At 56.7% G+C, this 12936-nt stretch carries 26 protein-coding genes; 3 read left to right on the forward strand and 23 right to left on the reverse strand.

All coding sequences use genetic code 11. The features are described 5' to 3' along the window. The first annotated feature begins 204 nt into the window (after window positions 1-204). Entirely contained in the window at window positions 205-768 is a 564-nt protein-coding gene (locus tag LDB05_RS00840; protein ID WP_226006037.1) for a hypothetical protein, read from the forward strand. 315 nt (window positions 769-1083) lie between these two features. Here the strand turns inward: LDB05_RS00840 and LDB05_RS00845 are convergent, their stop codons facing one another. The 10 genes from LDB05_RS00845 to LDB05_RS00885 form a co-directional block, all read right to left on the reverse strand. Then, window positions 1084-1377, reverse strand: a complete 294-nt coding sequence (locus LDB05_RS00845) for a hypothetical protein (RefSeq protein ID WP_226006038.1) — start codon at window positions 1375-1377, stop codon at window positions 1084-1086. Continuing rightward, window positions 1374-1634: a hypothetical protein gene (locus tag LDB05_RS00850; protein ID WP_226006039.1), complete on the reverse strand. Its 261-nt coding sequence runs from the start codon at window positions 1632-1634 to the stop codon at window positions 1374-1376. The genes LDB05_RS00845 and LDB05_RS00850 overlap by 4 nt, the downstream gene beginning before the upstream one ends. 24 nt (window positions 1635-1658) lie before the next feature. Beyond that, window positions 1659-1790, reverse strand: coding sequence for a hypothetical protein (locus tag LDB05_RS23355; RefSeq protein WP_284145783.1), 132 nt, complete (start codon window positions 1788-1790; stop codon window positions 1659-1661). Next, window positions 1787-2578: an N-6 DNA methylase gene (locus LDB05_RS00855; RefSeq protein WP_226006040.1), complete on the reverse strand. Its 792-nt coding sequence runs from the start codon at window positions 2576-2578 to the stop codon at window positions 1787-1789. Before LDB05_RS00855 ends, LDB05_RS23355 begins: the two co-directional genes overlap by 4 nt. Window positions 2579-2619: 41 nt before the next feature. Beyond that, entirely contained in the window at window positions 2620-3432 is an 813-nt protein-coding gene (locus tag LDB05_RS00860) for a DNA cytosine methyltransferase (RefSeq protein ID WP_226006041.1), read from the reverse strand. Next, on the reverse strand, window positions 3429-3827 hold the full coding sequence (locus tag LDB05_RS00865) for a hypothetical protein (RefSeq protein ID WP_226006042.1): 399 nt from the start codon (window positions 3825-3827) through the stop codon (window positions 3429-3431). Before LDB05_RS00865 ends, LDB05_RS00860 begins: the two co-directional genes overlap by 4 nt. A 168-nt stretch (window positions 3828-3995) precedes the next feature. Further along, window positions 3996-4373, reverse strand: coding sequence for a hypothetical protein (locus LDB05_RS00870; RefSeq protein ID WP_226006043.1), 378 nt, complete (start codon window positions 4371-4373; stop codon window positions 3996-3998). Continuing rightward, a complete protein-coding gene (locus LDB05_RS00875; RefSeq protein ID WP_226006044.1) occupies window positions 4370-4822 on the reverse strand; it encodes a hypothetical protein in 453 nt (150 codons plus the stop codon). Before LDB05_RS00875 ends, LDB05_RS00870 begins: the two co-directional genes overlap by 4 nt. After that, entirely contained in the window at window positions 4819-5202 is a 384-nt protein-coding gene (locus LDB05_RS00880) for a DUF6908 domain-containing protein (protein WP_226006045.1), read from the reverse strand. Before LDB05_RS00880 ends, LDB05_RS00875 begins: the two co-directional genes overlap by 4 nt. 484 nt (window positions 5203-5686) lie before the next feature. Beyond that, window positions 5687-6487 (reverse strand): hypothetical protein, encoded by an 801-nt coding sequence (locus LDB05_RS00885; protein WP_226006046.1) that lies wholly within the window; start codon window positions 6485-6487, stop codon window positions 5687-5689. A 141-nt stretch (window positions 6488-6628) separates the two neighbouring features. On the opposite strand from LDB05_RS00885, the gene LDB05_RS00890 reads away from it, so the two are divergent. Then, the gene (locus tag LDB05_RS00890; protein WP_174701832.1) at window positions 6629-6781 is read left to right on the forward strand and encodes a DUF7563 family protein; all 153 of its coding nucleotides are present in this window, start codon (window positions 6629-6631) and stop codon (window positions 6779-6781) included. 255 nt (window positions 6782-7036) lie between these two features. Further along, window positions 7037-7543, forward strand: a complete 507-nt coding sequence (locus LDB05_RS00895) for a hypothetical protein (RefSeq protein ID WP_226006047.1) — start codon at window positions 7037-7039, stop codon at window positions 7541-7543. A gap of 133 nt (window positions 7544-7676) precedes the next feature. Here LDB05_RS00895 and LDB05_RS00900 read toward each other — a convergent pair whose 3' ends face one another. From LDB05_RS00900 to LDB05_RS00960, 13 genes are all read right to left on the reverse strand, one after another. Beyond that, on the reverse strand, window positions 7677-8108 hold the full coding sequence (locus LDB05_RS00900) for a hypothetical protein (protein WP_226006048.1): 432 nt from the start codon (window positions 8106-8108) through the stop codon (window positions 7677-7679). Beyond that, window positions 8101-8586: a Fic family protein gene (locus tag LDB05_RS00905; RefSeq protein ID WP_226006049.1), complete on the reverse strand. Its 486-nt coding sequence runs from the start codon at window positions 8584-8586 to the stop codon at window positions 8101-8103. The genes LDB05_RS00900 and LDB05_RS00905 overlap by 8 nt, the downstream gene beginning before the upstream one ends. Then, window positions 8583-8897 carry a hypothetical protein gene (locus tag LDB05_RS00910; RefSeq protein ID WP_226006050.1) on the reverse strand — a complete coding sequence of 105 codons (315 nt, stop codon included), beginning with the start codon at window positions 8895-8897 and terminating at the stop codon, window positions 8583-8585. The genes LDB05_RS00905 and LDB05_RS00910 overlap by 4 nt, the downstream gene beginning before the upstream one ends. Window positions 8898-8903: 6 nt before the next feature. Beyond that, complete coding sequence (locus LDB05_RS00915; protein WP_226006051.1) at window positions 8904-9257, reverse strand: hypothetical protein; 354 nt, start codon at window positions 9255-9257, stop codon at window positions 8904-8906. 6 nt (window positions 9258-9263) lie between these two features. Then, entirely contained in the window at window positions 9264-9626 is a 363-nt protein-coding gene (locus tag LDB05_RS00920; protein ID WP_226006052.1) for a hypothetical protein, read from the reverse strand. Beyond that, entirely contained in the window at window positions 9616-10083 is a 468-nt protein-coding gene (locus LDB05_RS00925) for a hypothetical protein (RefSeq protein ID WP_226006053.1), read from the reverse strand. Before LDB05_RS00925 ends, LDB05_RS00920 begins: the two co-directional genes overlap by 11 nt. A gap of 11 nt (window positions 10084-10094) precedes the next feature. Then, the gene (locus tag LDB05_RS00930; protein ID WP_226006054.1) at window positions 10095-10484 is read right to left on the reverse strand and encodes a hypothetical protein; all 390 of its coding nucleotides are present in this window, start codon (window positions 10482-10484) and stop codon (window positions 10095-10097) included. Then, a complete protein-coding gene (locus tag LDB05_RS00935) occupies window positions 10481-10618 on the reverse strand; it encodes a hypothetical protein (RefSeq protein ID WP_226006055.1) in 138 nt (45 codons plus the stop codon). Before LDB05_RS00935 ends, LDB05_RS00930 begins: the two co-directional genes overlap by 4 nt. Next, window positions 10618-11082: a hypothetical protein gene (locus LDB05_RS00940; protein ID WP_226006056.1), complete on the reverse strand. Its 465-nt coding sequence runs from the start codon at window positions 11080-11082 to the stop codon at window positions 10618-10620. Before LDB05_RS00940 ends, LDB05_RS00935 begins: the two co-directional genes overlap by 1 nt. Before the next feature lie 412 nt (window positions 11083-11494). Continuing rightward, window positions 11495-11974, reverse strand: coding sequence for a hypothetical protein (locus LDB05_RS00945; protein WP_226006057.1), 480 nt, complete (start codon window positions 11972-11974; stop codon window positions 11495-11497). Continuing rightward, a complete protein-coding gene (locus tag LDB05_RS00950) occupies window positions 11967-12155 on the reverse strand; it encodes a hypothetical protein (RefSeq protein WP_226006058.1) in 189 nt (62 codons plus the stop codon). The genes LDB05_RS00945 and LDB05_RS00950 overlap by 8 nt, the downstream gene beginning before the upstream one ends. Then, window positions 12148-12312, reverse strand: a complete 165-nt coding sequence (locus tag LDB05_RS00955) for a hypothetical protein (protein ID WP_226006059.1) — start codon at window positions 12310-12312, stop codon at window positions 12148-12150. The genes LDB05_RS00950 and LDB05_RS00955 overlap by 8 nt, the downstream gene beginning before the upstream one ends. A gap of 25 nt (window positions 12313-12337) precedes the next feature. Further along, complete coding sequence (locus LDB05_RS00960) at window positions 12338-12838, reverse strand: hypothetical protein (RefSeq protein WP_226006060.1); 501 nt, start codon at window positions 12836-12838, stop codon at window positions 12338-12340. Between the last annotated feature and the right edge of the window lie 98 nt (window positions 12839-12936).

Raw genomic sequence — 12936 nt, forward strand, 5'->3', positions numbered from 1 at the left:
AGACCGGAATGACGCTAGAAGAGAATGAGCGAATGACGAATGAGTGAATGCCGGAATGAGGAAGGGCGAAGCCACGCCCGAAGGTAACACCATGCTGTCCGGGTGAACCCAGTTCATCCAATGAACGTTCTCACAGCCCCACCTCCCAAATGGAAGCGCGGTTCTGAATAAACACTTACGTCAAACCTGTACCTGCATCGAAATGTGACCGCGCAGACGGAGGAATCGGACGAGACCGGTGACGCCAGCAAGGACGAGGACGAGGCAGCTACCGAGCCCGCATACGATATCGAGACATATCGACATGCACTGGAAGAAGCCCGTCGTACCTTGGATCAACAGCTCGAGGCGTTCAACGACGTGACTGACAAAGCGTGGCGCATCGTCCAGATGAACGGAATCATTGCCACCGTCTACACCGCGGCTGTTGCAAATGCCCTCCCAGAACTATCGTTTACGTACCTCAGTGGAATCCCCATCGGCTTGGGCCTAATCCTCCTCGGCGTCTCCGTCTACCTCGCTACAGAGGGTCAAGAAGCGCAAACAGTGACGATCGGACAAAGCAGTGACGCATTCGAAAGCCTCCGAGCAACCGACCCGCCCGAAATCGCATACCTCTACGAGACACTGAAAGACTACGAGACCTGGATAGACCAAGTCAACGAGAAAACGACAACGAATGGCGATACCGTCAACACCGCGAAACGCGCATTAATCGTGGGCGTAGTCTTTATCGTCATCGGGACATTACTAGCAGTTGTTGTATGAGCAACGACGGAAATTCCAACGAATCCGGACAATCTGCGGCCGACGCCGCATCCGAATCCGGATTCGAGTCAAGCGGCCAGGACACGTCGAAGGGCAGGTTCAACTCGGACGGCAAAAGTTCGACGGTCGAAAAAGCTGGCGGAGATTCCTCGGGATCAGACGAGTAAACGGACCGGCGCGGTCTGCACAGAGCGAAACCATTTTCTTTAACGCAAAACCGTCTCCGCGAACGACTGCTGGATCTAGACCACCTCTTTGCACGGCGTTTTCGGATGGTGGTACCGGCCGCAGTAGATGCACAGTTCGGGCCGTCCTTTACTGTGACCACCGTGCAAGCGCCATCTGACCGTCTCGCTCCGCTTTTACAAGGATGCTGCCTACTTCGTCTATTGCGACGACCTCTTTCCCGGTGCGTCGGCTGACCGTTACCTGGTCCGTCTGGAGCGTGATAGCCTCGACGTCTTTGTGTCCCTGACTGACAGCGCGGCCGTCTACCAGATTAACGCGCCAGATACGACCGTACATCTCGGGCACGATATCCTGCTGATCCACATGGTAGAAGCCGGTCGCTCGTTCCTCACCCAACTGGACAACAGTCTCCTTGATCACTGCTCCACCACCTCGAGGTCAGCGTCCGCGATCTCATTATGCAGTTCAACTGCGAGCATCGCGATCAACCGTAGCCGTGTCTCCTCTTCCATCGTCCGGAATCGGCGCTTGTACCGGTGCAGCGTGTTCCGCGAGATTCCGGTATCCTTCTTGATTTCACGGATATTGTATGCTAACCCGCGGCAGACGTACTGTTTCGCGTTTTCTGGTGTCAGATTGTAGTCCTTCAATAGCTGATCGAGTGATTTCAGTGTCACCACCTGAAATGCAGCGGCCGGGAGCTACCCGGACCACTGCGACAGATCGGCCTGCGTCAATCCGCTGTCACCGGCATCCTCGTCCTCACGATCATCGTCGTTCTTCTCCTGAAGGCGGCCCCTGTCCGTCAACGTCGAACCACGCCATAGGCTCACGACGTATCACCACCGTACTCGTCGAACGTGGCCTGGCGCAGTTCCACATCTACCGCGTCCAGAGCTGGTGAATCCGCGCTGATGTCGTCCTCCGCTATTTGTTCGTCGTCGGTGTCCGATGTGGACAAGGCGGCCTCAAACGGATTCCCGTACTCCTCTGGATCGAGTTCGCGGACACTACCACCGAAGGGACTGCTCCGGGTCTGCCACAGCCGCCGGGCCTCCACCCGGAGCGAGTCACCGAGGACCGCGTACCCGTCTACGTTGAATAGGCAGAGGTTGAGCGCGGTCATCTTGCCGCACATGGGGTCCTTGTCCTGTCCGTAGAACACCGCAGCCTCCACGTCGTCAGGGATGGCCTGGGCCGCACTTATGAGCATCCGACCGCTGCCACACGCCGGATCAGCTACCGTCAATGGATCATCTTGACTGTACTGCGTACTGTCCACATCGTCGAGGTTCATCGCTGCCATCGCATCGGAGACGTTGTGCGGCGTGAAGTACTGGCCGAACGCATCACTGCTCTGGCCGTACGCCTCGTAGATCACACCGAGCAGGTCGGCATCCGTTGCCGCCATACCCTGCTGGAGCTGGGCGAATGCTTCCGTGAAGTAGTCGATCTCGCGGTTACCTTCCGGCCGGTCGTTGTCGTACTGTTCCACGATCTCGAGGTACGGATCGTCCCGCCGCTGCAACGCGTACAGCATCAGATCAAGCCAGTCATCGAACACGTTGTGACGGCTGTACCTTTGCTGCTCGATCGCGGTCAGTGCGTCCGTGACCGGCATGACGTGTTCTCTGTATTTGTGGTATTCTGGGCCGGTGCCGATCAGGTACCACCCTGCTCGATCATCTGTTCCAGCATCTCGTTCAGCGTTTCCGGCTTCTCTGTGAACGCATCAAGTGACGCCTGTTCCGACGGCTGCAGGTCGTGTTTCTCCACGAAGAAATTCGGGTGGTCCACCCGGCCCGGTACGGCACCGATATGCATCTGTGGGTTGCCGAACGGCGGCTGCGTCATGACATCGATCCGCTTCCCGAAGATGAACGTCCGCTTCCGGCGCTGTGGAACACCATAGTTCGCGGCGTTCAAGATATCCCATGTGACGTTGTACCCACCCTGCCGGAACTCGTCGCACACCCGCTGAATCACGTCGCCATCCTCCATCGTTGCTAATCCCGGTACGTTCTCCATCACGAAGAACACGGGCTTGGCCTGATGCACGATGCGGACCATCTCCAGGTATAGCGCGTTCCGTTCGTCGTCCGGGTCACGGTTCCCCGCCATCGAAAACCCTTGGCACGGTGGACCGCCGAAGATCACAGTGATCCCGCCGACACCGACATCTGCGGCCTCCAGAATCTCTGACGTGCCAACCTCACGGATGTCCTCTTGGATAATCGTCGACTCCGTATGATCGTTGAACGCCTCCATGTTCAGTCGCAGCGTATCGCAGGCGGTCTCCTCGTTCTCCACCATGACGCGAACATCAAACCCGGCCTGCTCGAATCCCAGATCAAACCCGCCTGCCCCGGTGAACAGACTGACACCAATCGGCGGGTCGCAGTGACCGAGCCGTTCCTGCAAGTCCTGCTCGTCCTCATACCAGAACTGCCCCATCGGACTGCTGTTCTCAATCACTCTGCGCCACCCTCGATAACGATATCTGCGTAGTTTGCTCCGCCTTGATCGACGCGGATGAACTCGCTCGTGCCCAGCGTTTGCAGCACCAGATCAACGTCCTCTGGGAGAGCGTGAGTAAAGACGAGTCCGGCAACGTGCCGATCCTCGTCACCTCCATATGCCGTCTGTGACCGTCCACTGTCGTCACCATATTCGGCGATGTGATCCCATGCACTGCTGTCGTCGTGGAACTGTTTTCCACAGGAGCAGGCGTACCAGTAGCCGTCACGGTCGCCGCTGTGATCTGCGACCACGCCGGGACCGGTCGGCACAAGGCCGCCACCGCCTTCTGTCATCCCCATCGGGATTTCCCGGACCAGTGACTCGTACTTCGTCAATTGGTGTTCACTCACCGGTATCCACCTCTTCACCGCACACTGCACAACGAGGGCCGGATACGTCTGGTTCGCCTATGCCATTGGACGTAATCACTTCGCCTCGCTCGTTGACTATGACGCGCTTGGTCTGTATGACGGTCTGGAAAAACCGGTTTCCACTGCACTCGTTCGGGCACTCGTACATCACTGCTCACCCGTCCGCACCGGGCCTTCCGGCATCTTGAACTGCTCAATCTCGTCTTTGGACTCCACGACAGCAGCCACCCACGGCGCTTGCTCCAGATGCTGTCGGCACACTGCCGCACCTCTACTGCCCTGCAGGTGGTATGCGCCTTCTTTCTCACAGTGTTCGCAACGGTCTTCGACCTGGAACTCTTCGACCGCGTATAGCACGCCGAACACATTGTCACAGCCCTCGGCCATGCTCTGGCCTTCCGGTGTGGATGGGTCCACAATTGTATACAGCACCTCCGGCGTCTGCCGGTTCAAATGGTCTTGGAACCCGGCGACCGTGGCGAATGTCTCGCCACAGTCGCAGGTAATGCCGTGTCCCGTACTCACTGGGTTTCACCCTGTCCGGTGTTCCGCAGTTTCCGGTACAGGTCAGCCTGAGCATCCGCAAACTTCTGTGCTGTCGCTATCACGTCCTCGTCCGTACTGTCCTCCCGGTGCTGGTGGTGCAGGACTGCCGAACGGAGTGCGGACTGTGCGCCGATACGGGCATCGTTCATGGAAAACGGCTCTTCTCCGGCGGTATCGCCGTAAGTCTCTGGGCCGTTCGATTCCTCCACGATTTCCACCGAACCGGGCACGATATTCCGGTGATCACCGTTCTCTACGTACCGAAACTGGATTGTGACGCCTTCCCCGATCTCTTCTACGTCTTCGTCGTTGAACGTGGTGTACCGGGTTCCGTCAACGTGGACGCCGTGCGGCTTGTTCTCGCTGCTACTCCGGTAAAGGTCAGTAACAGAACCGGATGCTTCCGTTCCTTCTTGGTCGTCGCTCATGCGACCACCTCTTGTGCAGGAGAGGCAGGAGCGGCCTCACGGGCCGCCTCCACGAATCCCTGCCGTTCAAGGTCGTCATCCCACGTATCCAGTGCGAACGCTGTCGCGTCCACAAGGCCGCCTTCATCCCGCTGGTAGACGAACGGATCTTGTCGGTATTCGACCGCTACCCAGACCTGTGTATCGAACACGATCTCCGGGTCACGCATCAGGTCGCCGTTCTGCTCATAGTAGTGTGCAACAGAAAGACGGTGTGCGTCAACTTTCTCGATAACGAGCGGCATGAAACCGTCTACTTCGAGTTTGATTTCGTAACTGATCGGCATATCCTCCACGGAGTCGAACCCGTGGAGTTCGAGGATTTCTTGGATTGTGTTCATGAGTGCTGTTCACCTGGTGGGAAATGTATGTGTTCTAATCTTTTTATACGTTACATACTGTAATAGTCGAGGTACAGCCGCTATACTCTTCGTCAGCGCTCTATCTGGAAACTGAGGCGCAGTGAGAACGTTCTCACTCCGAACCAGGTGTTCGATCACGCCACACTCCGAACGTTCGGATGTCCAACACCGGCGAACACTCCCGAACCCGGCGAACCACAACCCAAAAACTCGAAACCACACAGCGATTTCCACGAGGAGTATACTACACCGCATTCGAGATGAAACATGATAACGCCCGACCGTAGACAGTATACTATCTCGCTCGTCTACCCCGTACAATCAATCGCACCGAAGCATACGTAATCGAATCCTCCGCGTGAGAAACCACTCGGATGACTTGCTTAATGCGGAAGCTCGCCGCCCTACGGCGGGGAGGAGTGCGGTGACGATCACGTTCTGTGCCGAATCCCAGAGTGGTGGCTTAGTCTGTAGATTCGTGTTCAGGAAGTTCGACCTGCGGTGCTAACACATCAGATGGATCACCAAGATCAAACTCGACAGCTCGGAGTTCATCAAGCAGCCGTGGGAAAATGACGCTTCGTTGTTCGATAGCAACCCGCTTGATGTCCCAAGATGGTGTCTCCACCACCTGGATATGCCACCGCTCGAGTCCATGTTTCTCACATAGGTGGATACAGTGGTCAGTAGGATATGATTCGTCACCCTCCTCGCTGCTGATCAATATATGGAGTTGCCACGTATCGTAGTCCGTTGAACCACTCTTGTTCACCCAGGTGGAAATTTCGACCTCATCAGTGTCCGCTACCGTCCGGTCGGGACGAACAGCAAGTCCCTCGTTGTCCACGTATGCTTCAAGATATGACTTGATTCGGGTCCCAATCAACTCGAAATCCTGCTCCGGTGGCAGCCCGAGAATCGACCGGATCTCTGCACGCTCCTCCGGCGAGAGATCAAACTGTGTCGTGATAATCGAGAACAGTTCCTCTGCATCAGACTCCGGTAACTCCGTCTTCTCCAGTTGCTCGGGATCAGGTTTGAAATCATCCGGTCCCAGCGTCCCCGATTCCTCCGTGTAAATGATCCCCAGCGCTTTGAACGACTGGATCGTCGACCACGAAATCTCATTCCCATCCCTGAGCCCATGCTTCCAGACAACCGGATCACCTTCCTCCTTGATCTTATACGTGATATTCCCCGCGCCAGACGGACGTGCCCGGATATAATACCCTTCCTCGTCCACATAGCGATTGATCGTCGGCATGACTCTGTACTATCAGCAGCATGGAAATATACCCTCTTGAGAGTATCGGGCATCCCGACCGCGATCATCACCTAACGCACATTGTGCGCTGTCAACATCCTGTATGTTTATGATGTCCTACTAGAGTCTTTCAGATATCCCATGCCCACCTGCGGCGAATGCGACGCATACGTGACCAGTGACTTCGTCCGCGTATTCGGCATCGACGGCGAAGTCTATGGCTGCCCCGACTGCACGACATACCGGGAACTCCAAGACGGCGAGGCAGTCGACCAACATGACGACCGCACCTGAACCACCGGCGACTCGGTAGACGAACCGATCAACATCACCAGCCAGCCGTCCTCGGGCGCGGCCGGAGCACGGGCAGCACTACCGACGGCACCTACTGCCGGTGCGAAGTGCCGCGCCCCTATACTCTCATTCTAGGCGTCCGACCGCGGTCTGCGTCCTGTGGACGCTGTCCGCCTGTGAACGCCCATTATTTTCCCGCTGACCCTACCGACCTACCGCAACTCCTATCAACCTAGTCTTTGTCGGTAATCCTGTATGTCAACTACGCTGACCAGTGACCAAGAAGTCATCCGCTGCTACAACAAGCCCGCCATCTCCGAGGATCTTCAGGCCCGGTTAACGGCCGAAGGCCTCTTCGTCGCCGACTATAACAATGGACGGTCTCTCGAGAGTTCGGCCGTCCCTGACGACAACCGCAGATCTGCTGCTGGACTCGCCTTCAACCGGATCGAGACCATTACCCAGGAAGGTGGAATCGGTCTCATCCGGACACCGAACGACGATGACAAGATCATCACCGTTGGCGAATGGAAACCGAACTGCGCTACGTTCAAAGAAATCGACGGCACCCAACTCAAAGGCATCCAGATGGCACGATATGGGCTAATCGTTCCCTCTGACGAGCTCTATAACAAACTGGACGGGGCCTTCGACACAGGTGGCAAAACAGTCATTGACGTCGACGACTATCAGGACACCATCGAAAAAGCGATCAACACGCTCGAACGCGAAGGCCGCCTCCGCAAACCAGCATACTTCTAAGACGGAATCTTCCGGTCTACCGCACCCCGCCACGACTCACCGAGACCCTCAATCTTCGCTTTAAGTGCTTCTAGTCACAAGGAGTAGATACGAAGGACTTCTCCGGAACCTCACATCGACGAGCTACTGGTATTCAGTCGTCGAACACTCCCTCCTCTTCGACCTCGAGCGCCGCACAGTCTGCACAGATCGCTGCGTTCCGATTCTTCGACGTCCCGCACATCCCCGTGCCGACACCGATTGAGCCGCCGCACCGGAAACACGGTGCGTCCTTGAACACCAGCTCCACATCTCCGTCGCACTCCGGACACAGATCTCCTAGGTACCGCTCCCTCTCCGGCACCACGTAGCCGCACCGGGGGCAGACATGATCTGGGAACTCGTTCCGCGGACTCCACTCGTGGTAACCGCACAGATTACAGCCGTTCCACCCCTCGTCACCGGTCTTGTTGTCACAGCCCGGTACCGGACACTCCGGCCCATCACACGGATGCGCACCCGCCTGGATCACCGCTCGCCGCGGCCGATCCGGCTCGAGCCCGATACGTTTCTGCCACTCAGTCATCCGTATCGACCTCCTGGAAAAGACCGTAGTACCCGTTTCGGTCCCTTGCCCGGAACAGGATCGGTGTCACACCGAGTTGGTGACAGTGCCACCAGTACAGCATCCGACCAACACGGCCGTTCCCATCCGCAAACGGATGGATCTTCTCGAACCTGACATGCCACCGCAGCGCATCGACCGGTGTCTCCGGCCGGTTCGCCGCACCCAGAAGCTCGGTCATCAACTGCTTCACCTGCTCCGGTTCTGGCGGCACGTGTCCACCGACATACACCCGGCAATCACGGTACTCACCCGCAATATCCGGCTGCCGACGCTCCATGATCCGCAGATGCGTCTGCCGGATCACCTCATGCGTCAACCGCTCCTGCTTCCGCAGATACTGCCACGCATCCAGACTGTCCTCAACAGCCTGCTCCTCGTGAACACCCTCAATCTTGTTCGACTCCTCGATGTACTTGCGGATATTAACTGCAATCACCCTGTCCGTCGCCGCACCGGCACCACCGGCACATCCAGTCGGTCACGTTCGACCGGTACGAACGCCAATTCGAACCGCTGCGACTGATTATTTGCATACACGCACTCGAACCGGTGCGACCACTTCAACGGCTGACAGTCCACCGGTCCATACCGATCCGACAGGCCCGATTCCAGGTCCTCGAGGAATCGATCCTTGAACACCGAATTCTCCGCAGGCTCCGCTGGCTCCATGATCGCCAAGAACGCCATTAACACTACCATCACCACTAATGCAGCAACTCCCCACCACGTAAACTCCGAATCACCCACCGCGTATCACCAGTCGTCCATCCACTTCTTCAAGTGGTCCATCCGGTCTGCTTGTTTGAATTGCGTGAAGATCCAGCCAGTGACCCAGTTACTGTTCGGCACGTACCCTGCCTCAAACATGCTGTAGAGTACATCGCACGTCGCGTTGTCGTACTCGTCATGGATCTCCTCGTAAAATTTCTCGTCCCGCGCTATCAGCTGGATACGCCTCCCGTTCCGCACTTCGTAACTGGCCATCTTCATGTACTCGGCCACCATCTGATTCGTGAACCTCGTTCCATCCCCACCGAAATGCGTTGATTTGTCGTTGTCGAACTCGACGTACTCCTCATCGTCGTGATTTACCAGTACAAATGTCATCCCCACTTAGTCATCACCTTCCTCGTCATCATCTTCTGCATCGTCGCCAGTTCGGTACCCGGAGGTCCGCGCCGTGATCTCCGGCGGAATCTTCGGCTCCGGATACTCTGCATCAAGTTCGAACCCGACTGGGTCCTCCACCTCGATCTCCTTGCACGCCGCATCACACGTCTCCACGATCTCCAGGTGGCCGTCACCGCGCTCCGTGATCGCCTGACACTGCCAGAATGCCTTCTCCTCATCCACGTATACCTTGTTGAGGGCGCCGTGCTCCCGGCAGTACGGCTTCCGGTTGTACCGCGGCCCCTTCACGACCACCTTCGAAAAATCCTGGTCCTCACTACCCGGATCAACGTACTCAGTCCGCACCGATATCACCGTTCTGTACTACGCCTATAATCTGGTTTGCCAGTTGGACTGCATCCTCTTCCTGGCACCACGTTGCTGATATCACCGACGTTGAGTTCGCATCATCGATCCGTATATAGCCGTCATCGAACGCCTCGACATCAAACCGTTCAGAACCGGTATCTGCGGCAGCTACCAGCGATTCCGCGAACTGTTCCATCCGTTCGTGCTTCTCCTTCGTCGAATGACCATCCCATGCAACATCCCGCTCCTTGAGCCAGTCCGGCAGCTCGTTTCGCGGCACATGCCACGCTATCTGCCCTTCCGGCGTCTCCGCGAACACCACCGGCCACGCCGGATCCTCGTCAACACGATACCCGACCATGTGACCACGATCCTGCAGCACTGCCAGTAAGAGGAACACCGCTTGGTTCCGTTCAAAGAACGTCTCGTCAACCGTCTCATCCTCGCCGATCACAGACACCTCAACTACGCGTTCACCGTTCTGTCATCCGGTAACGGACGATCCACCAATGCCATAAGGAAGTCTCTGCAGCAGGTTGCCCGTTGCTTGTACCGGTTGTACGTTTCGCGACTCCCGTCCCGGTTGTTCAATTCCTTCGCGATCTCCCCGCACGCCTTCAACTCCCAGTACTCCTTCTGGTCCCGCAGTGCCTCGATCATCTCCTCTTTCGAGGTCCGCGTCTGAAAACTCGGTAACTTGGTGAACTGCGTCCGTGGCGGCACCCGACCGGTCTCGACGAGCGACTCCTCCGTCGTCCGCTCATCCATCCACTCACACCAGAACCGGTCCGGAATCGCCACAAAATAATGGTCCTCCCCATCAACCTTCAGCAGATCCGCCTGCAACTCACTCACCGCACATCACCCTCTGACGCCGGTTCTACACCGAGAACGTCCAGCAAAAACTCGGCCACGTCACAGGCCAGGAACGTCAACACGATATCGTCCTCCTTCGTCATCATCAACTCGCCGTCCTCGTTCCGATACATCAGCACATCTTCCCCCGGATAATCACGTTCTCCTGATCGCGTTTCCGACAACTATGCACCTTCGTCGGCCACTCCACCCACCGCGGCGTCTTCGCAATATGCTGCATCTTCTCGTTCAACTCCTGCAGCAACTCGAACCGATCCGACCCGATCTCCGCCTCCTTCATCAACGCCTTCACCTCGTGCTTCAACTGGATGAACTGGCGTCTACAGTAGAGCCATTTCGCGCAGCCCCTGCGTAAGAGCGAAAGTCGCACCACGTTCTTCCCTTCTTCATCCAGATCGAACGCCTTCGCCAGATCGGATACGATAAGCTCAGGGTGATTTTGACGGCATTGCCAGATTGTAGCCGGATCAATATCCACATCTGAGAAATCGTAATGCCCCGGCACTTCCGGGCCCACGGTTTCATCCAGATAGAACCGCCGCGGCCGCCGCAACTGCCGATCATACGCCTCACTCACCGCAACCACCTCACGAACAGGACGACTACGCCGAGCACCGCGTACCAGAACAAAGCGTTCAGCCCGACCACGTACACCGCCGAACTCCAGAACTCGGCCATGAACGCTTCTCGACTCGTTGCCGGTAGCGTCATCAACAGCGCGAAATACGCGATCACCGCTGCTACCACTCGTTTCCCTGTGAACAGACTAACGGGTATCACCCTGCCTCTCAATATATTCCTGGACCGCTTCCGGGTCCTGACCGATCATCCTGTGCTTCTGTTCATCATACAATTCCCATCCATGCTGCAGACACAGTAACGGACTCTGAAACCCGTGCTTCCGGGTTTCCAGAATCAGATAACCCGGCTGGTCACAGTCCTCCGGCCGATACTCACATCTCTCAACGAACAGCTTCTGCAGAAATCGTCTAATTCGCAACGTTATCACCCTCGGATTCGATAACTGGTTTCCCACGCGACCGTCGAACACTATTCCGGATACGTCGCCGCTCATCCTCATCCAACGGCTCCAGACCAGTGGCCTCCTTGACGATACTAACGGCACGCGAAAACACTGACTCGGACATATCAAACCGTCGGAACAACGATCCCCGACCCGTCTCTTTCCGCTGCTCCTCCGCAAACACATGATACAGATACGACCGCCGAAAAAATAACCGCTGCAATTCCGCTGCGCCTCCGTCTTCGCTATACGCCGCAAGCACGTCATCCAATACTTCCTTCCAGGCATCAAGCCGTGCCCCTTCCTCGGAGATCCACAGCCGAGCCTCGGGATCCGGCTGGTACGGATGCGCCATCTCCTTGCACTCCTGCAACCGGTCGGCTGCATCGCTGATCTGATCCGCGCATTCACTGACGAGATGCTCGCGTTCGAGATTCTTACCCACCGCTACCACCCTCGAACCGCGACAGAATCGCATCGACAAATCGCATCAGGTGCTTCACCGCGATCCCAAACGAGATAACAGTCGCCACCAGCAACAGCATCGGGACGATAAACCAGGCGAACAGCCCCAAGACAAACTCTTCATCGTACTCTTCTAACAGTTCCGGCGTCGGCTCACTCACCACAACCACCCTCGTCAGGACCAATATCGCTGTGCATCTCCCGGACCGATTCCGGAACCTCGGATTCATCGACCTCAACCTTCTCGTCGGCAATGATCCGCTCAGGATGGCCGTCAACTTCCTCCCACTCCGTCACCCTGTACCAGTTCCCGGTCAACGGACTCTTCCCGTACCGTACATCCTCACTCAGCGATATCACCCTCTGTAACCGGCTCAAAACCGCCGATCTTCTCTTCCTCCGTACGTTCAAACGTCACCTCGTACAGCGTGACCTCACCGTCCCGGCACTCTACGCGATACAGTGTGGCTTCGTCGTCACCGTCACGGTCCATCGCATCTATCCGCTGGAACTCATGCTCGATCGAACTATGCCACACGACAAATGGTTCAGTGCACTTGCTAACCGCGGACCAGAATCGGAAAAACTCACTCTGTGACGTCCCGTACGCCAGGCCAAACCGCTCAACATTGTAATTATACCCGATCGGCCCTGTCCGGTAGTCCTCATGACTTTCGATTATCTTGGTCAGATTCTGCTTATCCGGGTTATGGTCTAACGCGAATGCATCCGATGGCTTCCACGTCTTGAATCCCTTCAAAACGTCGTATTCCCGTATCGGATACTCACTGTAATCCTTCTCCCGGTCAGTGACGATGTTCTTCCGGAACGCGCTCTCTGACATATCGATTCGGTCGTACAACGATTCGAACTCCTCCTTCTCCAGAATTTTCGGCGGTCGATCACCGACATTACCATCCTCCGTCAGCCGATACAGCTGCG

Origin of the sequence: Natrinema salinisoli (assembly GCF_020405205.1) — an archaeon.
GTDB lineage: Archaea > Halobacteriota > Halobacteria > Halobacteriales > Natrialbaceae > Natrinema > Natrinema salinisoli.